The sequence below is a fragment of the Cupriavidus sp. FW305-26 genome (assembly GCF_058787975.1).
The window spans coordinates 18,776-41,688 of the sequence record NZ_JBYTAH010000059.1; the positions used below are offsets into that span (position 1 = coordinate 18,776).

At 64.0% G+C, this 22,913-nt stretch carries 20 protein-coding genes; all 20 read left to right on the forward strand.

All coding sequences use genetic code 11. The annotated features are described in order from the left end of the window. The 20 genes from cysW to loiP all read left to right on the forward strand — a co-directional run bounded on the left by cysW (position 1) and on the right by loiP (position 22,865). Positions 1 to 930 carry a sulfate ABC transporter permease subunit CysW gene (gene cysW / locus AC3WQZ_RS26525; RefSeq protein WP_010810503.1) on the forward strand — a complete coding sequence of 310 codons (930 nt, stop codon included), beginning with the start codon at positions 1 to 3 and terminating at the stop codon, positions 928 to 930. After that, positions 927 to 2,036, forward strand: coding sequence for a sulfate/molybdate ABC transporter ATP-binding protein (locus tag AC3WQZ_RS26530; protein WP_010810504.1), 1,110 nt, complete (start codon positions 927 to 929; stop codon positions 2,034 to 2,036). The genes cysW and AC3WQZ_RS26530 overlap by 4 nt, the downstream gene beginning before the upstream one ends. After that, a complete protein-coding gene (locus tag AC3WQZ_RS26535; RefSeq protein WP_010810505.1) occupies positions 2,033 to 2,977 on the forward strand; it encodes a CysB family HTH-type transcriptional regulator in 945 nt (314 codons plus the stop codon). The genes AC3WQZ_RS26530 and AC3WQZ_RS26535 overlap by 4 nt, the downstream gene beginning before the upstream one ends. A gap of 268 nt (positions 2,978 to 3,245) precedes the next feature. Then, on the forward strand, positions 3,246 to 3,614 hold the full coding sequence (locus AC3WQZ_RS26540; protein WP_010810506.1) for a DUF962 domain-containing protein: 369 nt from the start codon (positions 3,246 to 3,248) through the stop codon (positions 3,612 to 3,614). A gap of 60 nt (positions 3,615 to 3,674) precedes the next feature. Further along, the gene (locus AC3WQZ_RS26545) at positions 3,675 to 4,850 is read left to right on the forward strand and encodes a sensor histidine kinase (RefSeq protein ID WP_011615567.1); all 1,176 of its coding nucleotides are present in this window, start codon (positions 3,675 to 3,677) and stop codon (positions 4,848 to 4,850) included. A 101-nt stretch (positions 4,851 to 4,951) separates the two neighbouring features. Then, positions 4,952 to 5,776, forward strand: coding sequence for a LytR/AlgR family response regulator transcription factor (locus AC3WQZ_RS26550; protein ID WP_010810508.1), 825 nt, complete (start codon positions 4,952 to 4,954; stop codon positions 5,774 to 5,776). Between the two features lie 133 nt (positions 5,777 to 5,909). Further along, entirely contained in the window at positions 5,910 to 7,187 is a 1,278-nt protein-coding gene (locus AC3WQZ_RS26555; protein WP_037024085.1) for an MFS transporter, read from the forward strand. Positions 7,188 to 7,244: 57 nt separating this feature from the next. Then, entirely contained in the window at positions 7,245 to 8,984 is a 1,740-nt protein-coding gene (locus AC3WQZ_RS26560) for a thiamine pyrophosphate-binding protein (RefSeq protein WP_371258347.1), read from the forward strand. A gap of 48 nt (positions 8,985 to 9,032) precedes the next feature. Then, positions 9,033 to 9,530 carry a ribonuclease E activity regulator RraA gene (gene rraA, locus AC3WQZ_RS26565; RefSeq protein WP_010810511.1) on the forward strand — a complete coding sequence of 166 codons (498 nt, stop codon included), beginning with the start codon at positions 9,033 to 9,035 and terminating at the stop codon, positions 9,528 to 9,530. A gap of 2 nt (positions 9,531 to 9,532) precedes the next feature. Beyond that, positions 9,533 to 9,949 carry a gamma-glutamylcyclotransferase family protein gene (locus AC3WQZ_RS26570; RefSeq protein ID WP_011615563.1) on the forward strand — a complete coding sequence of 139 codons (417 nt, stop codon included), beginning with the start codon at positions 9,533 to 9,535 and terminating at the stop codon, positions 9,947 to 9,949. Positions 9,950 to 10,031: 82 nt separating this feature from the next. Then, positions 10,032 to 11,000 (forward strand): alpha/beta fold hydrolase, encoded by a 969-nt coding sequence (locus AC3WQZ_RS26575; protein ID WP_492292513.1) that lies wholly within the window; start codon positions 10,032 to 10,034, stop codon positions 10,998 to 11,000. A 335-nt stretch (positions 11,001 to 11,335) separates the two neighbouring features. After that, positions 11,336 to 12,631, forward strand: a complete 1,296-nt coding sequence (gene aceA / locus AC3WQZ_RS26580) for an isocitrate lyase (protein WP_010810514.1) — start codon at positions 11,336 to 11,338, stop codon at positions 12,629 to 12,631. A 371-nt stretch (positions 12,632 to 13,002) separates the two neighbouring features. Next, positions 13,003 to 15,681, forward strand: a complete 2,679-nt coding sequence (locus AC3WQZ_RS26585; RefSeq protein ID WP_492301549.1) for a type VI secretion system Vgr family protein — start codon at positions 13,003 to 13,005, stop codon at positions 15,679 to 15,681. A 21-nt stretch (positions 15,682 to 15,702) separates the two neighbouring features. Next, a complete protein-coding gene (locus AC3WQZ_RS26590) occupies positions 15,703 to 16,563 on the forward strand; it encodes a DUF4123 domain-containing protein (protein WP_492301550.1) in 861 nt (286 codons plus the stop codon). Then, a complete protein-coding gene (locus tag AC3WQZ_RS26595; RefSeq protein ID WP_492301552.1) occupies positions 16,560 to 17,183 on the forward strand; it encodes a DUF3304 domain-containing protein in 624 nt (207 codons plus the stop codon). Before AC3WQZ_RS26590 ends, AC3WQZ_RS26595 begins: the two co-directional genes overlap by 4 nt. After that, positions 17,183 to 17,884: a DUF3304 domain-containing protein gene (locus tag AC3WQZ_RS26600; RefSeq protein ID WP_234788203.1), complete on the forward strand. Its 702-nt coding sequence runs from the start codon at positions 17,183 to 17,185 to the stop codon at positions 17,882 to 17,884. The genes AC3WQZ_RS26595 and AC3WQZ_RS26600 overlap by 1 nt, the downstream gene beginning before the upstream one ends. Beyond that, positions 17,881 to 18,630 carry a DUF3304 domain-containing protein gene (locus AC3WQZ_RS26605; RefSeq protein ID WP_492301553.1) on the forward strand — a complete coding sequence of 250 codons (750 nt, stop codon included), beginning with the start codon at positions 17,881 to 17,883 and terminating at the stop codon, positions 18,628 to 18,630. The genes AC3WQZ_RS26600 and AC3WQZ_RS26605 overlap by 4 nt, the downstream gene beginning before the upstream one ends. Continuing rightward, complete coding sequence (locus AC3WQZ_RS26610) at positions 18,627 to 20,867, forward strand: phospholipase effector Tle1 domain-containing protein (RefSeq protein WP_492301554.1); 2,241 nt, start codon at positions 18,627 to 18,629, stop codon at positions 20,865 to 20,867. Before AC3WQZ_RS26605 ends, AC3WQZ_RS26610 begins: the two co-directional genes overlap by 4 nt. A gap of 27 nt (positions 20,868 to 20,894) precedes the next feature. Beyond that, entirely contained in the window at positions 20,895 to 21,899 is a 1,005-nt protein-coding gene (icmH, locus tag AC3WQZ_RS26615) for a type IVB secretion system protein IcmH/DotU (protein WP_439668012.1), read from the forward strand. Between the two features lie 204 nt (positions 21,900 to 22,103). Then, entirely contained in the window at positions 22,104 to 22,865 is a 762-nt protein-coding gene (gene loiP, locus AC3WQZ_RS26620) for a metalloprotease LoiP (RefSeq protein WP_439668011.1), read from the forward strand. Positions 22,866 to 22,913: the final 48 nt, after the last annotated feature.

Here is a 22,913-nt window from a genome sequence, read left to right on the forward strand (position 1 = left end):
ATGGCCGGCGCAGTTGCGGGACGCCTGGGCGGGCAAGCCAACGCCCAGGCCCATCACAGGTTTGACGCTACCGGCGAAGCGCCGTGGGTACGCTACACGCTGATCACGGTGGCGGTGCTGTTCCTCACGCTGTTCCTGTTCGTGCCGCTGGCTTCGGTGTTCTATGAAGCCTTGCGCAAGGGCGTGCAGACCTACTGGGAAGCGTTGATCGAACCCGACGCACTCGCCGCGATCCAGCTCACGCTGACGGTGGCGGCGATCGCGGTGCCGCTGAACGTGGTGTTCGGCGTGGCGGCGGCCTGGGCCATCGCCAAGTTCGACTTCCGCGGCAAGAACCTGCTGATCACGCTGATCGACCTGCCGTTCTCGGTGTCGCCGGTGATTTCCGGCCTGGTCTACGTGCTGCTGTTCGGTGCGCAGGGCTGGCTGGGACCGTGGCTGGAAGCGCACGACATCAAGATCATGTTCGCGGTGCCGGGCATCGTGCTGGCCACCATCTTCGTGACCTTCCCCTTTGTTGCGCGCGAGCTGATCCCGCTGATGCAGGCGCAGGGCAGTGAAGAGGAAGAGGCCGCGATCGTGCTGGGCGCCTCGGGCTGGCAGACCTTCCGCCATATCACGCTGCCCAATATCCGCTGGGGCCTGCTGTATGGCGTGATCCTGTGCAATGCGCGGGCGATGGGCGAGTTCGGTGCGGTCTCGGTGGTATCGGGCCATATCCGCGGGCTGACCAACACCATGCCGCTGCATGTTGAGATCCTCTACAACGAGTACAACTTCGCGGCGGCCTTTGCGGTGGCTTCGCTGCTGACGCTGCTGGCGCTGGTCACGCTCGGCATCAAGACGCTGGTGGAATTGCGCGCCCGCAAGGAAACCGAAGAGGCTGCACCAGAGCGGCCGCTGGCAAGTTTGCAAGGACAAGCATCATGAGCATCCAGGTCAAGAACGTAGAGAAGCGCTTTGGCGACTTTGTCGCGCTGGACAACGTCTCGCTCGATTTCGACGAAGGCGAGCTGACCGCGCTGCTGGGGCCGTCCGGCTGCGGCAAGACCACGCTGTTGCGCATCATCGCCGGCCTGGAGCGCGCCGATGCGGGCCAGATCGTGCTGGCCGGGCGCGATGCCTCGGACCAGCATGTGCGCCAGCGCCAGGTGGGCTTTGTGTTCCAGCACTACGCGCTGTTCAAGCATATGAGCGTGTTCGAGAACGTGGCCTTCGGCCTGCGCGTCAAGCCGCGCGCCGAGCGCCCGAGCGAAGCGCAGATCCGCGACAAGGTGCGTTCGCTGCTGGAGCTGGTGCAGCTCGACTGGCTCGCCGACCGCTACCCGTCGCAGCTCTCCGGCGGGCAGCGCCAGCGTATCGCGCTGGCTCGCGCACTGGCGGTGGAGCCGCGCGTGCTGCTGCTGGACGAACCGTTCGGCGCGCTCGACGCCAAGGTGCGCAAGGAGCTGCGCCGCTGGCTGCGCCGCCTGCACGATGAACTGCACGTGACCAGCGTGTTCGTCACCCATGACCAGGAAGAGGCGCTGGAAGTGGCCGACCAGGTGGTGCTGATGAACCGCGGCCACGTGGAGCAGTACGGCTCGCCCGAGGCCGTCTACAACCATCCGGCCACGCCCTTCGTGTTCGGCTTCCTCGGCAACGTGAACCTGTTCCATGGCCGCCTGGAAGTGGGCGAGAGCGGCGGCCTGCTGCATACCGGTGAAGCGGTGCTGCCGGTGGTCGGCAGCGGCCATGAAACCGCCGGCGACGCGGTGGCCTATGTGCGCCCCCATGACCTCGACCTGGAACGCTATTCGCCCGGCGCCGACGGCATTGCCGTGACGCTGCGCCGCGCGTTGACGCTGGGCCCGGTGGCGCAGCTTGAACTCGAACGTGAAGACAACCAGGACGTGATTGAAGTCGCGCTGCCGCTGGAGCGCTTCCGCCATGCGGGCTTCCGCGAAGGCGAACTGCTCGCGGTGCGCCCGCGCCAGCTGCGCGTGTTCACGCAACCGCGTACCACGTCCACCCAACAGGAAAAGGCGACGTCATGAACTTCCAGCAACTCCGATCGATCCGCGAGGCGGTGCGCCGCCAGTTCAACCTGACCGAAGTCGCCAACGCGCTCTACACCTCGCAGCCCGGCGTGTCGCGCCAGATCCGCGAGCTGGAAGAAGAACTGGGCGTGGAGATCTTCGAGCGCTACGGCAAGCGCCTGACCGGCCTGACCGAGCCCGGGCGCGAGATCGTGCGCATCGTCGAACGCCTGCTGCTGGAGGCCGAGAACCTGCGCCAGGCCGGCGACGAATACGCCGGCCGCCATACCGGCCGCCTGACCGTTGCCACCACCCACACCCAGGCACGCTATGCACTGCCGCGCGTGGTGCAGGCCTTCCGCCGCGAATACCCGCATGTGACGCTGGCACTGCAGGAGGCGTCGCCCACGCATATCGTTGAGCTGCTGCTGACGGGGCAGGCCGATATCGGCATCGCCACCGAGGCCCTGGCCACCGAGGCCGGGCTGACCTCGTTCGAGGCCTACAGTTGGCAGCACGTGCTGGTGGTCTCGCCCGGCCATCCGCTCACGCGCCTGCCCGAGCCCACGCTCGAAGACGTGGCCGGCTTCCAGCTCATCACCTATGACGCCGGCTTCACCGGCCGCCGCAAGATCGACAGCGCCTTTGCCGAGGCCGGCCTGCAGCCGGAGATCGTGCTGACCGCGCTGGACGCCGACGTGATCAAGACCTACGCCGAACTGGACCTGGGCGTGGGCATCATTGCCTCGATGGCCTATGACGAGCGCAAGGATTCCGGCCTGGTGCGGATCTCGGCCGACCACCTGTTCGCGCCCAACACCACCAGCGTGGCGGTGCGGCGGGGCGCCTACCTGCGCGGCTATGCGCACGCCTTTATCAACATGTTCGCGCCGCACCTGTCGCCCGACACCGTCAGCAGCGCGCTGTCCGAGCAGGAGCGCCAGGCCCTGGCGGCCTGATTTCCGGCCTGGCTGTGGCCATCGCCAGGCGGCGCAGGGGGCACCCGGGCGCTGCCTGACAGCCGCCGTCCGCCCCGGCACGGTGCCGTTCGCGCCCCGTGCCCGCCGTTCGTCGCAAGAGACTTTCTTCGTGCCCGGGTGAGGGGTACATTCCTTGCACGTGCCCGCGGCTTGCCGTCCGGCGAGCGCCATACGTGTACCGCAGTGCAACAAAGTTTGCGCGCGGCCGCCGGTCTGCAAGGGCCGGACAAGGGAGACAGAGACGATCATGCGCGACGACGAACCGCTGCTGCGCTGGCAGTGGCGCGGCTATGCCCGCAACCACCAGCATCCCCGCAACCTGCTGCTGCATATCGTGGCCGTGCCGATGTTCATGGCCGGCACCGTGCTGGGCCTCTACGGCCTGTTGCGCCTGAGCCTGCCGGCGGTGGCGCTGGGGCTGGTGTGCATGGGCATGTCGATGGCCCTGCAGGGCCGGGGGCACCGGCTGGAAGCCCACGCGCCGGAACCCTTTGCCGGGCCGGCGGACATCGCCGGCCGCATCCTGGCCGAGCAGTGGATCACCTTCCCGCGCTATGTGCTGTCCGGCCAATGGTGGCGCGCGCTGGCCGGCCGGCGTGCCGGGCAGGGTGGCTGAGGTGGCCCGCGCTGCCCGCCTCATCACATTCCCGTTGCGCCAGGCTCAGTCCGCGCTAACATGAACGCCATGGACCGCTGCTTCTCCAACGTCGCCACCGCCATCCCCTCCCGGCTCAATATCCTCGGCCGCGACCTGCTGTTCGTGCTGTGCATGAACTCGGTGATCGCCATCAGCCTGAACTACGGCTTCCAGACCGGCGGCAGCCTGTGGCACAACTTTGTCTACAGCCAGCTGATCGGCTTGTCGATCTGGGTGCTGATCGACATTCCGCGCGTGGTGATCTGGTGGAACGACCGGCCGCGCCGCTGGCCCTTCCTGCTGCTGGCCGCCGCCGCGGTGCCCGCGGGCGTGGTGTTCGGCAGCTGGGCCACGCGCGTGGCGCTGGACCTGCCGCCCAAGTCGGCGGACGAAGCCGGCGGCATGCTGCGCATGTGCCTGGTGGTGGGCATGCTGGCCGCGGCCTCGATGATCTATTTCTACTGGTCGCGCGAGAAGCTCGCATCCCTGGAGCGCCAGGCCGCGCTGGACGCCCTGCAGCGCGAGGAAGCCGAAAAGCAGCTGGTGCGCGCACAGCTGATGGCGCTGCAGGCGCAGATCGAGCCGCATTTCCTGTTCAACTCGCTGGCCAACCTCGACGGGCTGATCGCCACCGACCCGCCCGCCGCGCGCCAGCTGCTGCAGCGCCTGATCGGCTTCCTGCGCATGTCGCTGGCGCATACCCGCGCCGAGCAATGCACGCTGCGGCAGGAGTTCGAGCTGCTGCGCAGCTACCTGGACATCCAGGGCATGCGCTTCGGCCAGCGGCTCTCGTTCGACATCGACCTGCCGCGCGAACTGGCGAAGGTGGAGATCCCGCCCATGCTGATCCAGCCGCTGGTGGAAAACGCGGTCACGCACGGCATCGAGCCCTGCATGATCGGCGGCCATATCCGGCTGTCGGCGCGCGCGGCCGGCGACAATGCGGTGCAGGTCATCATCGCCGATACCGGCGTGGGCTTCGGTCATGCCTCGGGCAAGGGCTCGGGCCTGGGCATCACGCATGTGCGCGAGCGGCTGGCGCGCATCTTTGGCGCGGCGGCCTCCATGCAGATGGAGGAGAACACCCCGCGCGGCGTGGTGGTGCGGCTGACGCTGCCGCTGGAGCGCCCGGCCGAAGCGCCCACCCTGACCCAGACAGTCACCAGCGTGCCGGAGGGCATGCCAGTATCGGCCCCAGCCATGCAACGGCTCTGAGGCGCCCCGCCTGCCAGCAAGCCTGACAAGACGAACGGCTGGCACCGCCCGTGGCGGTGCCGCTGACAACGCCAGGACCCATCCACCACCCCAACGCCCCCATGACCCCGACCCTTCTGATCGCCGACGACGAAGCGCTGCTGGCGCGCGTGCTGGAATCCGAACTGATGTCGCTGTGGCCCGAGGCCCGTATCGTTTCCGTGGTCCACGACGGCGTGGCCGCGCTGGCGGCGGCGCGCGAGCACCAGCCGCGCGTGGCCTTCCTGGATATCCGCATGCCGGGCATGAGCGGCATGGATGTGGCGCGCGAACTGATCGAATTCGACACCCCGCCACTGGTGGTCTTCGTGACCGCATACGACCAGTTCGCGCTGGAGGCGTTCGAGCGCGCCGCGGTGGACTATGTGCTCAAGCCGGTCCAGCGCGAACGGCTTGAGGCCACGGTGCAGCGTCTGAAGGACCGCCTGGCCGGCCCCGCCGACGATGAAGACACCGAGGCCGAAGCCTCGATCGCGGAGACGGACCGGCTTGGCCAGCTGCTGGCGCGGCTGGAATCGCTGGAGCACGCCACGCCAGGCCCGGGCGGCGCGCCGCAGCGGCAGTACCTGCGCTTTATCAAGGCACTGGTGGGGCAGGAGGTGCGTATCATCCCGGTGGACGAAGTCATCTACCTGGAGGCCACCGACAAGTACGTCAACGTGGTCTCCGGCGCCGGCGAAGCGCTGATCCGCACCAGCCTGCGCGAGCTGACCCAGCAGCTGGACCCGGAGCGCTTCTGGCAGGTGCACCGCGGCACCGTGGTCAACATCACCTGCGTGGCCAGCGCGGTCAACCAGTCGCTGGGACGGCTGTCGCTGCGGCTGCGCGACCGTCCTGAACTGCTGCCGGTGGCGCGACAGTACGCGCACCTGTTCAAGCAGATGTAAGCGCGGTTGGCGGGAGGCGTGGCCGCCACCTGGCTGCAGAGGACAGGGGTTTTCCTCTATGATGCGGGCTTCGGCCCGTATTTTTTTGGGCTGCCGCCTTCCGTCCTGCCGCATAGCCCCTGCCACCAGCGCCATGTCCACCGCCGCACTCGATCCCACGCGCAACCCTCTTCGTCATGACGCCCAGGTGATCGGGCTGGTTGGCCTGGCTCACGGGGTCTCCCACTTCTACCACCTGCTGCTGGCTCCGCTGTTCCCATGGATCAAGGCGGAATTCGGCCTGAGCTATGCTGAGCTGGGCCTGCTGATGACGGTGTTCTTCGCGGTCTCGGCGGTGGTGCAGACCGCGTCCGGCTTTGTGGTCGACCGCTTCGGCGCACGGCCGGTGCTGTTTGCCGGGCTGGCCTTCCTGGGCGCCGCGGCCTTGCTGCTGTCGACCAGTTCCGGCTACGCCGCGCTGCTGTTCGGCGCGGCCGTGGCGGGGCTGGGCAACGGCGTATTCCACCCGGCCGACTTCACGCTGCTGAACAAGCATGTGTCGCAGCCCCGGCTGGGACACGCGTTTTCGGTTCACGGCATTTCCGGCAACCTGGGCTGGGCGGCGGCGCCGCTGTTCCTGGTGGCGATCGCCAACCTCGCCAGCTGGCGCGTGGCGCTGGCGGCGGCCTCGGCAGTCGCCTTTATCGTGCTGGCCGTGCTGGTAGTGCTGCGCCATGTGCTGGACCCGCGCGAAGTGCAGGGCGCCGTGGGCCGGCCCGCGGCCAAGGCTGCGGCCGGGGTGGCCACATCCGGCGGCAGCGTGCTGGGCTTCCTGCGCCTGCCGCAGGTGTGGGTGTGCTGGGCCTTCTTCCTGCTGACCACGTTCTCCGCGGCCGGCATCCAGAGCTTTGCCCCGACCGCGCTGACCTACCTGTACGGCATGCCGTTCACGCTGGCGACCGCGTCCTACACCATCTACATGCTGTGCAGCGCCGGCGGCATGATAGTCGGTGGCTTTGCCGCCGGCCGCACCAGCAACCATGACCGGCTGATCGCGGTGAGCTTCACGGTATCGGGGCTGATGGCGGTGCTGGTCGGGTTGAACCTGGTGCCGGCGCTGCTGGTGCCGGTGCTGATGGGCGTGATCGGCTTTGGCGCCGGTACCGCCGGGCCGTCGCGTGACCTGCTGGTGCGCGCCGCCGCCCCCGCCGGTGCCACCGGGCGCGTCTATGGCGTGGTCTACTCGGGCCTGGATATCGGCCTGGCGTGCGGCCCGCTGTTCTTCGGTGCGCTGATGGATGCAAAGCTGCCGGCCTGGGTGTTCTTCATGATCGGCGGTTTCCAGCTGCTGTCGATCTTCACCGCGGTGACAGTGGGCAACGGCAACCGCTCGCGCCGCGGCGCGGCGGCGGGCCAGGCGGAGGCCGCCTAGCCCGGGCCGGGCCACCCAAGCACCGCCTTCCGAATTCGATTGCCTGAGGATGCTTTCATGTCAATGACGCCGGCCAACACCACCCAGCCTGACGATTCCGAACACGGCACGCCGCTGCCGGGCGGCCATATCCTGGTCGATGCGCTGCTGGCGCACGGCGCCGAGCTGGCCTTCGGCGTGCCGGGCGAAAGCTACCTGGCCGTGCTCGACGGCTTCCACCGCCGCCGCGATCAGTTGCGCTTCATCATCTGCCGCCAGGAGGGCGGGGCCGCGGTGATGGCCGAGGCCTACGGCAAGCTGACCGGCCGCCCCGGGCTGGCCTTCTGCACGCGCGGGCCGGGCGCCACCAATGCCAGTATCGGCGTGCACACCGCCTTCCAGGACTCGACGCCGATGATTCTGTTCATCGGCCAGGTCGGCACCGACTTCATGGACCGCGAGGCCTTCCAGGAAATCGACTACCGCCGCATGTTCGGCCAGATGGCCAAGTGGGTGGCGCAGATCGACCGGGTCGAACGCATCCCCGAATACATTGCGCGCGCCTACCAGACCGCCACCTCGGGCCGTCCGGGCCCGGTGGTGCTGGCGCTGCCCGAAGACATGCTGGCGCAGACTGCGGTAGTGCCGCAGCTGCAGGCCTACCAGCGCGTCATGAGCTGGCCCGGCGAGGTCGACCTGGCGCGGCTGGCCGAGATGCTCGACGCCGCCGAGCGTCCCTTCGTGCTGGCCGGCGGCAGCGGCTGGACGCCGCAGGCCTGCGCCGACCTGCAGGCCTTTGCCGAGCGCTTCGCGCTGCCGGTGGGCTGCGCCTTCCGCGGCCAGGACCTGTTCGACAACTGCCATCCCAACTACGCCGGCGATGTCGGCATTGGCATCAACCCAGCGCTGGCCGAGCGCGTCCGCAATGCCGACCTGGTGCTGGCCATCGGCCCGCGCCTGGGCGAGATGACCACCGGAGGCTACGCGCTGATCGCCGCGCCGCGGCCCGCGCAAAAGCTGATCCACGTGCACGCCGGCGCCGAGGAGCTGGGCAGCGTCTACCAGGCCGACCTGATGGTCCAGGCGTCGATGCCGGCCATCGCCGCGCGCCTGGCCGGCCTGCAGCCCACGGCCGAGCCGCGCTGGCAGGCGTGGACAGAAGCCGCGCACGCCGACTACGAACGCTACCTGCAGCCGCCCCCATTTACGGGACAGGGGGTCGACATGGCCGAAGTCATCCGCACGCTGGACCAGCTGCTGCCGGCCGACGCGGTCGTGACCAATGGCGCCGGCAACTACGCCGGCTGGCTGCACCGCTATTTCCACTATCGCCCGTTCACCAGCGGCGGCCGCGGCCAGCTGGCCCCGACCAGCGGCGCGATGGGCTATGGCGTGCCGGCGGCGGTCGGCGCCAAGATCGCGTTCCCGCAACGCACCGTGGTGGCGCTGGCCGGCGATGGCTGCTTCCTGATGAATGGCCAGGAACTGGCTACGTCGATGCAATACCAGGCGCCGGTGATCTTCATCGTCGTCAATAACGGCATGTACGGCACCATCCGGATGCACCAGGAACGCGAATACCCGACCCATGTCTCGGGCACCGAGCTGCACAACCCCGACTTTGCCGCGCTGGCGCGCGCCTATGGTGCGCGCGGCGCCACCGTGACCACGACCGAAGCCTTTGCCCCGGCACTGCGCGAGGCATTGGCCGCACCGGTATCCACGCTGATCGAGATCCAGGTGGACCCGGACGTGATCACGCCGCGCACCACGCTGAGCGCCATCCGCGCGCAGGCGCTGGCCAGCCAGCAACAGTGAGGCCGAGCGGCCCGACCGGATACTTTCTTGCCTATCAGGAGACCATCGATGAAGCCTGTCACCACCGACCTGTGCGACGCGCATGAAGACCACCTTGCCGACGGCACCCTGCGCGTGATGGCGCCGGTGTTCCGCGCCTTCGGCAAGCAGGGCGCCTTTGCCGGCCCCGCGGCTACGCTCAAGGTGTTCGAAGACAACTCGCTGGTGCGGACCGCGCTGGAAGCGCCGGGGCAGGGCCGCGTGCTGGTGATCGACGGTGGCGGCTCGCTGCGCTGCGCGCTGGTGGGCGGCAACCTTGGCCTGCTGGCCGAGAAGAACGGCTGGGTCGGCATCGTCGTCAACGGCTGCATCCGCGATACCGCCGAGCTGGACGTGTGCGACATCGGCATCCGCGCGCTGGCCGTGCATCCGCAGAAAAGCCAGAAGCGCAACGTTGGCGAAAGCGACGTCGCGGTGCAGATGCCCGGCGCAGTGGTGCGCCCGGGCAACTGGATCTACGTCGACGCCGACGGCGTGCTGGTCTCGGACGAAAGGCTGGGGAACTGAGCATGCCGCGCGTCTTTGTCTACGGCACGCTGCGCGCCGGCGAGGTCAACGACCTGAACGCCGCCGCGCAGCGCCACGGCATTGCCGCGCCCACGCTGCTGGGCACGGGTACGGTGGCCGGCAGGCTCTATGACTTCGGCACCTATCCCGGCCTGGTGCTGGACGCCAGTGGCGGGCCGGTCGTGGGCGATCTCTACGAGATCGCCGACGCGCTGTTGCCGGTGCTCGACGAGATCGAAGAGGTTTATCCCGGCCAGGCCACGCTGTTCGTGCGCGAGGAACGGGCCGTGTTGCACAACGGCCAGCCTGTCGCCTGCCTGCTGTATCCGGTGGCCGAGTCCGCGGTGGCCACGCTGCCGCGCATCGACAGCGGCGACTGGGTGGCCTATCGCCGCGCACGCGATACCGCCGCGGCCTGAGCCCCGGCTCGTTTCAAACGGACGGCGCCCATTCGCGGCGCCGTCTGCTTTTGCGTAGCATGGCCGGCGATGACATCGAACAATGGAATCGACGGCCATGAACGCTCCGCAATCCCTGCCGCCGCAGGTCTTCCCCCGGCAGTTCTTTATCCACGCCGGCGACGTGCGGCTGTACGCCACCAGTTGGGGCGAGCCCGGGCCAGGGCGGCCCACCATCGTCCTGGTGCACGGCTATCCCGACAGCAGCGAGGTCTGGCACGACGTGGCGGCGCAGTTGGCGGGGCGCTTCCACGTGGTGGCCTATGACGTGCGCGGGGCAGGGCGCTCAACCGCGCCGCACGCGACTGACGCTTACCGGCTGCAGAAGCTTGCCGATGACTTCATCGCAGTCATCGACGCGGTCTCGCCGCAGCGCCCGGTGCACCTTGTCGGCCATGACTGGGGTTCGATCCAGAGCTGGGAGTTCGTGACCGATGCTCGGCTGCAAGGGCGCATCGCCTCATTCACCTCATGCTCTGGTCCCTGCCTGGACCACGCGGCAATCGGCTTGCGCGAACTGCGCGGGCAGCGGTCGCTGGCTGCGTTGGGCAAGACCCTGCGGCAGCTCGCAGCATCGTGGTATATCGGCGCCTTCCACCTGCCGTGGCTGCCTGAGCTGACCTGGCGGCTGTGGCTCGGCCGTGCGTGGCCGCGCTACCTGCGCCTGACCGAGGGCCTGCGCACGGGGCCCAGCCCCACACAAACAGCCGACGGTTGCCATGGTGTGCGCTTGTACCGTGCCAACTTCCTGCCCGTACTGCGTGCCCCGCGCCACTGTCATGCCCATGCGCCGGTGCAGGTGATCGTGCCGTTGCATGACCGGTATGTGAAGCCGGCGCTAACTGAAGACGTGCACCGCTGGACCACGCAACTCTGGCGCCGCACCGTGCCCGCGCACCATTGGCTGCCGCTGGCCGACGCCCAGGGGTTTGCCATCATGGTGCGGGAATTTGTCGAGCATATGGAAGGGGAGCCGGCCTCACCGGCGCTGCTGGCCGCTCGCCTGCGCTAGCGGAGGCAGCGCATCCTGCGCATATTTCACGATGTGGAAAGATGTTTTGGACCGCAAAAATACATGGTTTGCGGAGCACAAGACCATTTCTCATGATGGAAGATCATTTCCTGCATCGTGAAATAAAATCTATAAACCATTGAATTATTGGAAGAAAAAAACTAAGCGGGGACTGCAGATCAAGGTTGTTGCAACGCGGGAGGGTTCTCTACACTCTTATATAAGACACATGACATGAGGCACGAAAAACAGCAGGCGACGCAGCCACCGCGACGTAGCCCAGGTCAGGTGATCAACAGATTCTCAGCCATCCCCGCATCATCAGGAGAGTGACCATGACCCGCCAAGAACAGATCCAGGCCCTGCAGAAAGACTGGGATACCAATCCCCGCTGGAAAGGGATCAAGCGCAATTTCACCGCCGAAGACGTGGTGCGCCTGCGTGGTTCGGTCCAGGTCGAGCACACCCTGGCCCGCCGCGGTTCCGAGAAGCTGTGGAACCTGCTGCACACGGAGCCGTTCGTCAACTCGCTCGGCGCGCTGACTGGCAACCAGGCCATGCAGCAAGTGAAGGCCGGCCTGAAGGCTATTTACCTGTCGGGGTGGCAAGTCGCAGGCGACGCCAACCTGGCCGGTGAAATGTACCCCGACCAGTCGCTATACCCGGCCAACTCGGTGCCGCAAGTCGTCAAGCGCATCAACAACACCTTCCAGCGCGCCGACCAGATCCAGTGGAGCGAAGGCAAGGGCGACACCGACTTCTTCGCCCCGATCGTGGCGGATGCCGAAGCCGGCTTCGGCGGCGTGCTTAACGCTTTCGAGCTGATGAAGTCGATGATCGAAGCGGGCGCCGCCGGCGTTCACTTCGAAGACCAACTGGCTTCGGTGAAGAAGTGCGGCCACATGGGCGGCAAGGTGCTGGTGCCGACCCGCGAAGCCGTCGCCAAGCTGACCGCCGCGCGCCTGGCCGCCGACGTCTCGGGCGTGCCGACCCTTGTGATCGCCCGTACCGACGCCGAAGCCGCGGACCTGCTGACCTCGGACGTGGACGACAACGACAAGCCGTTCTGCACCGGCGAGCGCACCGTGGAAGGTTTCTACCGCGTGCGCAACGGCCTGGAGCAGTCGATCTCGCGCGCCCTGGCCTACGCTGAAGTCGCTGACCTGGTGTGGTGCGAAACCGGCAAGCCGGACCTCGAGTTCGCCAAGAAGTTTGCCGAAGCCGTGCACGCCAAGTTCCCGGGCAAGATGCTGGCCTACAACTGCTCGCCGTCGTTCAACTGGAAGAAGAACCTGGACGACGCCACCATCGCCAAGTTCCAGAGGGAACTGGGCGCGATGGGCTACAAGTTCCAGTTCATCACGCTGGCCGGCTTCCACTCGCTGAACTACTCGATGTTCAACCTGGCCTACGGCTACGCCCGCAACCAGATGAGCGCGTTCGTGGAACTGCAGGAAGCCGAGTTCAAGGCCGCCGAGAAGGGCTTCACCGCGGTCAAGCACCAGCGCGAAGTCGGCACCGGCTACTTCGACGCCGTGACCCAGACCATCGAAGGCGGCCAGTCGTCGACGACCGCACTGAAGGGTTCGACTGAAGACGAGCAGTTCTTCGAAGACAAGAAAGTGGCCTGACTCTCCTGGTCACCCCCGCCGGAACGTGGGTCCGGCGGTTAAGGAAGGCGTGCGACCATCACGCCTTCTGATTTAGGCGCCGCGCCGTTCTCTCTCAGGGACGGCGCGTTTTTTTATTTTCCAATGCTGGGGCGGGTTAGCGGGTAGCTGTTCAACGGGTGTTCAAAACTCAAACTCCATGCAGAGTTACCGCCCAAGCCTGGCCGGGTTCACGCCGGCTATTTAGAAGCCTGACGCGGGACAGGTCAATGCCCGCATCTTCCAGAGCGGCGCGCATTCTCAAGTTATGTGTGCCGCCCCTTTTGCTTCGTGCCTTACCGCCTTTTCAATTCTTCACAATTGGAAAGTTCTGAAGCGTCAGCGCAGTCCATGTGTCCGCACGTCTTTGCGGAATAGGGATCCTAACGCGATTTCAGTCTTGCTTAATTCTGTTTTCAGGCGTTTTGGGCTGCGTAATTAGGAATCGTCTGATTTATTCCCCACTTCGCTGCTCCTATTATCGAGGCCGCGTTGCTGCACTCTCATTGGCTGGTCGATGGACGACCGAGCCACTGGCTGCTGACGGCGGCGACAGTCCACTTTCCACGGAGCGTGATTGCATGGGTAGCCGATTGCGGTTTTCCTTCCGTACCGTCACCGTTTCCGGCGACGGTCTGCCGGAACTGTTGGGGCAGCCATTGCTGCTGTTCTCCAAACTGTCCGGCACCGAGAGTATCAATTCCCTGTTCGAATACGAACTGGAACTGAAGACGCCCGACGAACGCAACGTGCTATACGGGCCGGCGGGTGACTTTGATATGGAGGCCATGCAAGGCAAGGAGTTGACCGTCAGCATCGAGCTGGACGGCTCCGGCACCGGTCCGGATGGCGGCTTCGGCAGCGGCAAGAGAGAGATTACCGGCCTCGTCACGGACGTACGCGGCCCCTACTACGAACACGAACGCATCCTGTACCGCCTGACCCTGCGCCCGTGGCTGTGGCTGGCCACGCTCACCAGCACCATCCGGCCTTATCAGAACATGACTGTGCTGGAAATCGTAGAGGCGGTGCTCAGCAAATACACTTTCCCGGTCGAGCGCCGCCTGCTGGATAGCCAGTATCCCAAGCGCCGATTTCAGATGCAGGCCGGCGAGACGGACTACCAGTTCGTGCGCCGCCTGCTCGCGGAATGGGGCGTGAATTTCCACTGGGAGCATTCGGACGGCCACCACCGCATGGTGTTGACCGATGGCAATGGCGCTTTCCGGAATATCGCCAGCCCTGCCTACCATGCCATTAGCTGGTATCCATCCTCGGACCGGGCGGACGAGGAACACCTTCACGAATTCGAGGTGCGCGACCGGCTCGTCTCGGGGGCCTGGGCGCAAGGCGATTACGACCACAACCAACCGCGCGCCGACCTCAATGTCTGCGCCGCCGACCCGCGCGACACCAGCCACGCGACCTATGAGCTGTATCACTGGCCGGGCGATTACGCCGAACCCAAGAGCGGCAACGATGCCCGCAAGGAAGGCGAGATGCTGGCGCGCATCAACATGGAACGCCTGCGGCAGCACGGCGTACGGACGCGCGGCAAGGGTAATGTGCGCGCGATGGCGTCGGGCCATACCTTTACCCTCAAGCGCTTCCTGCGCACCAAGGCCAACCGCGAGTACCTGATTTTCGCCACGCGCCTGCTGATCGAGGACGTGGGCGAGTTCGCCGGCAGCGGCCAGTCCTGGCGCTGCGAGGTCGAGTTCGAGGCGCAGCCCACTAGCGAAATCTTCCGGCCTGAACTGGTCGAAAAGCCCTACATCGGCGGTCATCACAAGGCCAGGGTCGTCGGCCCAGCCAATCAGGAAATCTGGTGTGATGACCTGGGAAGGGTGCGCTGTCAATTCGTCTGGGACCGCTATGGCAGCTACGACGAGAATAGCTCCTGCTGGATTCGCGTCACCGGCTTCTCCTCCGGCGACCGCTTCGGCAACACGCACCTGCCTCGCATCGGCCAGGAAGTCATTGTCAGCTATGAGGGTGGCGACCCGGACCGGCCCATCATCATGGGACCGGTCAATAACCGGCTGAACCTGCCGCCGTGGGATCTGCCGAGCCAGCATGCCTTGTCCGGCTACCAGAGCAAGGAACTGTTCGGCGAAGGCCGCAACCACACGCTTTACGACGATACCCAGGGCCAGCAGCAGGTGCAGGTCGCGTCGGACCACCAGAACAGCCTGCTGGCGCTGGGCCACAACGTCCGCGTCAACGATTGGGAGGGGCGCAAGGACAAGCGCGGCGAAGGCTTTGAGCTTCGAACCGATGCGCATGGAGCACTGCGTGCCGCACTCGGCATGCTTATCACCACCTTCTCGCGCCGGAACGCCGAAGGCAACATGATGAATGTCAGCGATGTCATTCAACTGATGCAAAAGGCCCTGGATATCGCCAGCACCATGGGCGACAAGGCGACCGAGGCGCAGGCGCAAGATGGCGAACAGCGCGACATTGCAAGATTGCTGGAAAAGCAGTTTGAGCAAATCCAGGGCGGTGGCGAGCTGAAGGAGTTCACGGCGCCGCACCTGGTATCAGCGAGCCCCGCTGGCATTGTCTCGACCGCAGCGGGTTCCACGCACATCGCCAGCGGCACGCATACCGCGCTGACTACGGGGGAGCACCTGTCCGTGACCACGGGCGGGGGCTTCTTTGCCAGCATTCGCAAGGCACTGCGTCTGTTCGTATATGAAGCCGGCATGAAGCTGGTTGCCAACATGGGCGACATCGACCTGCAAGCTCTCAAGAACAATATCAACCTGTTGGCAAAGCTTGAAATCAACGCCACTGCCGGGAAGATCAGCCTAAAGGCAAAGGAAGTGCTGCTCGACGGCGGTGGCAGCTACATCAAGCTGACCGAAGGCGGCATTGAGAACGGCACCAATGGCGGGTGGATCGTGCACGCGGCCAGCAAGAGCCTGACCGGTCCCAGCAGTCTTCCGGTGGAGCTAAAGGCGAGGCAAGTCTGCCTGGAATGCCTGCTCAAGGCGGCCGCACGCAATGCCGCCGTGGTTCCTCGATAAATAACCAGGAACAGCAGCTCGATGACAGAAGAAGAAAGCGCAGTTCATATCTACGTGCTGGCCGATGGCGCCGTGCATCCGACTCGCATTGGTGCATTGCTGCGCGAATCGGGCGCCGATTTTCGAAATGTGTATGCCGGCCTGCCCGAAGCCGATGCCGGCGACGCCTGCCTGTTCCTGGCGCGGGTGGACGATCCCAAAGCACCCTGGCTGGCGCAATTCGACGCGATGGATTTGTGGGCGCCATGCTTCACGCTCATCTGGAGCCGCGTGGACATTGACCGCCTCGCCCGTCATTTGCATCAGTTTCTCGTTGCGGACATTGGCGAAGGCATGACCGCCCTGATTCGCTACTACGACCCGCGCAACCTGCTGGTGACGATGGAAGTCTGGGGCGACGACATCGTGGAACGGATCATGCGACCCATTCAGCAATGGAAATACCGCGGCTACAGCGACGAATGGCAGTGCATTGACGGCCCGATGGAGGGCGAGAGCACACAGGAAACGCCGCTGTCCATTCAGCTCAGCCAGGAGCAACTGGACCGACTGACCGAACACTGCGAGCCGGATCAGTTGCTCGCGGCGCTCGCAGAGGATGGCGTGGTGGATGGGGCAGGTCCCTATCTCGCGCGCTTCATGGATTTTCTGCCCCGTTATCAGCGTGCCGCCGAGTGGGGGCTGACAGAGCCAGCGGATCGAATGTACTTCTGCGAACTCTCGTACCGATACTGCCGCGACTTCGACGCCCACGATGAAATGCGACGCGCCTTGGAAGAACGTGCTCGTTCCGGGCAAGCCATGATCGCCTGCGCGGATGGGGTGCATCCATCCGTCTGGGAGCAGTTGGCGAAAAATGCAAAGCGGGAGGTCAACGCATGAAATCCTTGTTCGTGTCGGCCTTGATGGCGGTATGCCCCGTCGTTCTGCCCGGCTGCAATCAAAGCTCCGTTGTTGGCACTCTGCCAAACGACGATCCTGACGCCCTGATGTCAGGCGATGTTGAGGGCCTGAACTACACCCCTTACTACGTTCACACCTTCAACATAGCGGGGCACGACAACGGCATCGGAGGCGGCGGGCCAAACATTGTTCCGATAAGACCCGACTATATACCGACAGAGAGCGGTGGCGCCTGCTGTGGCACGTTTCCGGTCCGCTGGCGGCCAGGGCTAAAGGTCACGGTCCGCTGGATCGCCAACAAGAAACTTGATGGGCACGCATGGGGTTCCTGGTACAAGGCTGAGGCGGAAATTCCCGAATATGGCACAACCACTTATGGCATGTGGGTCATTTTCCTGCCAGGAGATCGCGTCAAGGTCATGGTTATGGATGGAAATGCAAACGGCTACAACAGGGTAAGGGCTCGGCCTGCTGACGACGATCCTTACGTGGCAGTCGGGCGGGTGGACGACGAAGCGAATCGTGAGGAAGAGGCAGCGCGCTTATTGAGATTCGGCGAGGTAATCAAAGCGGACCCATCAATCGGAGAGTCGAAATAATGAACGTATTGCGATGGCCGGAAAAAATTCCCCTGGGCGGCTTGGCGATAGATGCAAGCTGGGAGGTCAACGCCATGAAATCCTTGTTCGTGTCGGCCTTGATGGCGGTATGCCTCGCGATTCTGCCAGGCTGCAATGAAAGCACTGTCGTTGGAGCTCACTCAAACGACGATCCTGACGCCATGATGTCAGGCGATGTTGAGGGCCTGAACTACACCCCTTACTACGTTGACAGGTTCATCATAACGGGACATGACAATGGCATCGAAGGTGGCGGGCCAAACATCGATCCGGCAAGGCCTGACCATATTCCCGCACAGAGTGGTGGCGCTTGCTGTGGCACGTTTCCTGTCCACTGGCGTCCTGGGTTGAAGGTCACGGTGCGCTGGATTGCCAACAAGAAGCTCGATGGGCACGCTTGGGGTTCCTGGTATAAGGCGGATGCCGAGGTTGCGGAGTATGGCCTGCGCACAGGGGGGATGTTTGTCATTTTCCTGCCAGGGGACCGCATCAAGGTCATGGTACGAGACGGCAATGCGAACGGCCATAACAGCGTTGCTATTCGGCCGGCTGACGATGATTCCTACGTTGCCGTTGGTAAGGTGGACGATGAGGCGAATCGTGAGGAAGAGGAAAGACACCTCAGGAATTTCGGCAGCGTAATTAAAGCAGATCCATCAATTGGAGATTTAAGGCAATGAGCATATCGCGATGGCCTGAAATTGGAAGCGAGTGTTCGTTTCGGGGGAATTATGATCGCCTGCGCGGATGGGGTGCATCCATCCGTCTGGGAGCAATTGGAAGAAGATTCGAAATGGGAGGCCAGCGCATTAAATCCCTGTTCGTGTGGGCTTTGATGGCGGTGTTCCTTGCCTGCCTGTCGGGATGCGAGCCCCGTGCAATCCAGCCAGTCGATGACCCGAACGAGATGCAAGACGGCGGCGTTAGCGGACTGAACTATACCCCTTACTATATCGCTACCTTTGGCATTGCCGGAGACAATGGCATATCAGGGGCTGGCCCAAATATCTCACCGGCCACTCCGAGTAATACGCCAACCGGTGGGGGTGGGGAAATGTGCTGTATTTCGTTTCCGAAGAAATGGCGGCCGGGCTTGAAAGTAAGCGTTCATTGGATAGCCAATAAGAAGCTCGATGGTAATGCTTGGGGTTCCTGGTACAAGGCTGATGCGGAGATTGCAGAGTACGGGCCGAGGGCAGGTACCATGTTTGTCATTTTCCTGCCTGGGGATCGCATCAAGGTCATGGTGCAGGATGAAAATGCAAACGGCCATAACAGCCTTGCAGTTCGGCCGGCAGATAGCGACCCCTATATTGCTGTAGGGAAGGTGGACGATGAAGCGAATCGAGAGGAAGAGGCAGCGCGCTTAGTAAGATTTGGCGAGGTAATCAAAGCGGACCCATCTATTGGAGACTTGAAACAATGAGCGTATTGCGATGGCCGGAGAAGATGCCAGAGGGCGGGCTGCTGTCGAAAGGCAAGGACGCCTATGATCTAGGCAAGGGGAAAGTCCGCGACCCCCACGCGGGATGCGAACAGATCCTGCATATCAGCCTGTTTTTCGATGGCACGAACAACAACGACGACGAGAGTAACAAAGCGTTTCGGGACTCCAAGTGGAAGGCTCACACAAATGTAGCCCGGCTCCATGCGGCCGCACGAGAAGAGCATACGAATGGCATCTATCGATACTACATCGCCGGTGTCGGCACGGCACTTCCGGAAGTTGGGGAAACCGAGTACTCCTCAATTGGCAAGGGGTTCGCTGTTGGCTATGGGCGTCGTTGCGTGTGGGCTTACACGCGCGTCCTGAATGCCGTCTATCAAGCAATTGCGGGTTCTGATGCTATTCTGATTGACAATATTGAAGCCAAGGCGCTTTGCCTGGCTGCTGCTGATGGCTTCCGGCCGTTCTCCAGTGTCTTCGACATGAAGCACAAGAAGCTGGCCGGCATGCAGCGGGATCGTAAGCGGGACAGCCATCGCAACAAGATGGTCAAGCAGGTGTGGATCAACGCCTTCGGCTTCTCGCGGGGGGCAGCCGGGGCGCGTTCGTTCATTGGCAAGCTAACCCGCGACTGGGCACCCGGCGGTAAGATTGCGGGCGAGATTCCCTACAAGATCAACTTCATGGGGTTGTTCGATACAGTGGCGTCGGTCGGGCCGCCCGATTCGTTCAAGTCCGCCCTCGATATCAGCGTGTTTGACGGGCATTTCGCCTGGTCGAATGACGGGCTGATGAACATTCCCAAGGACGTGCAGCGTTGCGTGCATTTCTTTTCCATCCATGAGCAGCGCATGAGCTTCCCATTGGACACCATCCGGGAAGGCAGCGCTTATCCGGGAGGCCCAGGCCAGCGACTTGAGGTTGCCTTTCCCGGGGTGCATTCGGATGTCGGAGGCGGCTATCCGCCAGGGGATCAAGGCAAGGCGCGGGATGGGGATGGCGACAAGCTCAGCCAGATTCCGCTGCACCAGATGTATATCGAAGCGTTGCGGGCCGGAGTGCCTCTGCAATTAGAGGAGGAAATCATTCGCGTGCACGGTAAGCAGCATGATCTGGTGCTGAATGAGCCCTTGATCGATGCCTTCAACCGTTGGCTGGACAGGACCGTCGAAATTTCGCGCGTCGAAGATGCCTTGCGATTCGGCATGCGCCAGAGCCTTGCGTGGCGCACCCTGCGTGCCCGATGGAACAAGGGCGACTATGTGACCCAACAACCGTTCTTCCTGGCAGCGCATGAGGACGGCATGACGCCGCACCAGTTGGAGCAGCAGGTCGAAAAGGCCATGAAAACCGATGCCGAGGCGATCAAGATTCGCAAGCGCATCGATGAGTTGGCCGATGCCCGCACGACGCTTGGATTGGCCGGGATGGCGCAGGAAGGATACATCAGCGCCGACCAGATGCAGGAGGGCGAGAAGCTGGACAAGCAGGCAAGGCAGGCATGGGATGTGCTCCAGCGGCGTCGAGAGCAGAAGTACCAGGAGGTTGCACGAGCGAAGGACAAAACCCGGCCCGGCGAGGGGGCCGCTGAGACTGTGACCAACGACCAGCACGATCTCCGCGAAGCTGCCGAGGAATTCCGGCTGCTGCTGGGCTATCTCCATCCCGAGCAGCGGGCAAGCCTCGGCGTGGAGCTATCGCCCATGACGCCGCGACCGCCGGCGGTAGGCGCTCACATGCTCTGCCCGTTACGCGTTCCTCTGGCCGCATATACCAACCCGACCGGTCAATACCTCTGCGTGCCGCGCGAGAACGACCCCGACAGCAAGCGCGTGCTATTGATCCCCAAGGACTTCTACGTCCAGACCGCGGTATTTTCAGAATTCGACGCCGAGAAATTCGATGTCCTGGTGCTGCCGGCCAGAGACATGCTCGATCAATTGCGCGCCTGGACGGCACCAGCGGTGGTCGACCAATTCGCGCGCCAGGAGCAGGCAGCCATTGCCCTGTTCGACAACTATGTCCACGACAGCCGGGCCTGGTTCCGCGTGCCCGACTTCCATGAATATGCGCCCGGCGGTTATGGATGGGCGCGCGTGCTCTTCATCGGCCATGACAACTGCGTGCGGCATCTGGGATTTGGCACGGATGCGTTGGTCAAGAGTGTCAATACGAGTCCAAAGCCTACGCCCGCGGAAATGGCGATGCATGATTAACAATACAGAGATTGGCTGAGTCGATCCATGTTGGAGACTAATCCCACCCCTCGCAAAGCCCCATCCTGGTTGCCGAAACAGGGCGGCCAACCGGGCGGCAAGCCATCACCGAGCCCCAGGGAGAAGCCGAAGGCAAAGCGGAAATCCGCCCAGGACATCGATGCGGCTATCCAGGGCAAGGATGCGGAACCGGTCACGGTCGCCCCCTACGATGACGCCATGCTGGCGAAGCGACTGAAGGCCATCCAGGCCGCTCGCAATCCGCTCCATGAGGCAGCTCGACCACTACTGCGGGCGATGTGTGACCTGAAGCCGAAGATGAAGCTTCGGCGCAGGCAGGTGGAGCAGTTGCGCGCCTTGCTGGAGCGAGAAGTTCACGCATTCAAGACGCTTTGCCATCAGGCGAACATCGAGCCCGACCATATCACCATTGCAAGCTACACGCTTTGTTCGGCACTGGACGAGGCGGCACAGCATTCGAAATGGGGCGGCGGAAAAGACGGCACCGGCGTCTGGGCACAGATGGCGTTATCCAGCCAGTTCCACGGAGACCGCGAAGGCGGCATCAAGGTCTACCAACTGCTGGCCCGCGCCATTGAGGACCCGCACGGCAAATGCGACCTGATCGAGTTGTTTTATCTCGTCATAAGCCTTGGATTCATGGGCCGCTATCGGGTGGAAACTGGGGGAGACCGGCAGCATGAGCATATCCGGCAGAAGCTCTACGAACTATTGAAGTCACAACGTCCGCCGGTGCGGGATGCACTATCCGGCGATCTGGAAGTCTCCAAAGAACGGAACTTCCGGCCGCTGTGGGGTATTCCAGTCTGGATGGCAGTCACCGCATACGCGCTTGCGGCTCTTGTCGCTTTTGGATATTTCAAATATCAACTATCGACCCGCGCGCACGAAGTCGCGCGGGAGATCGAGGCGATTGGGGACGCGGCGGCGTCAGCGCTGCCCCGGTCACTACCCCCACAAGATGTCAAGATTGGCGGCAGCGACGCGGGAGATGGCAGTCGCAAGCAGTGATTGCCTGCGAACAGGTTGGGGGGCGGTCCCGCTTGAGCCGACATCGAAGCACTGGGCCCGCGGCGGGCTCGAATTTGCTGAAACGCAATAAATTGTCACTTTTGCCAAGTTGCGGCATTTGGGTGATTCCCGCCGTAAGAGAGATGGCTTAAAGTGCCGTGGCCTTTATCGGCACTTTCCGAGCTACCCACCAAGAACAACATCATGAAAGCATCTCTCTCGCTCGCTTCCTGCGCCATCGCGGCGGCACTGCTGGCCGGCTGTTCCGGCGGCATGCCCACCAATCTCGATGGCGTGATGAGCGCCGGCACTTCGCTGGCCAAGGCTGCCACGCTGTCCGATGCCGACGTCAAGAGCCTGTCCGACCAGGCCTGCGCTGAATCGGACAAGACCAACAAGATCGCCGCTGCCAACACCACCTACAGCAAGCGCCTGGTCAAGATCATGAGCGGGCTGAAGAACAGCGACGTGCCCAACGTCAACGCCAAGGTCTACATGACCAAGGACGTCAACGCCTGGGCCATGGCCAACGGCTGCGTGCGTGTCTACAGCGGCCTGATGGACATGATGACCGACGATGAAGTGCGCGGCGTGCTGGGCCATGAGCTGGGCCACGTGGCGCTGGGCCACACCAAGAAGGCCATGCAGGTCGCCTACACCGCCACGGCGGCACGCGGCGCGGCTGCTGCTGCCGGCAACGGCGCGGTGGCGGCGCTGTCGCAGTCGCAACTGGGCGAACTGGGCGAGAAGCTGATCAACGCGCAGTTCTCGCAGTCGCAGGAAAGCGCGGCGGATGACTATTCCTTCGACCTGCTGACCAAGAACAATGCCAACACGCGTGGCCTGGTGACGGCTTTCCAGAAACTGGCCAAGCTGGACGGCGGCAAGTCCGGCATGTTCTCGTCGCACCCGGGCTCGGAAGACCGCGCCAAGCATATCGAGCAGCGCATCAGCAAGGCTTCGTAAGCGGCCTGCGCAAGCAAAAAGCCGCCCGCACCGGTCATGCCGGTGCGG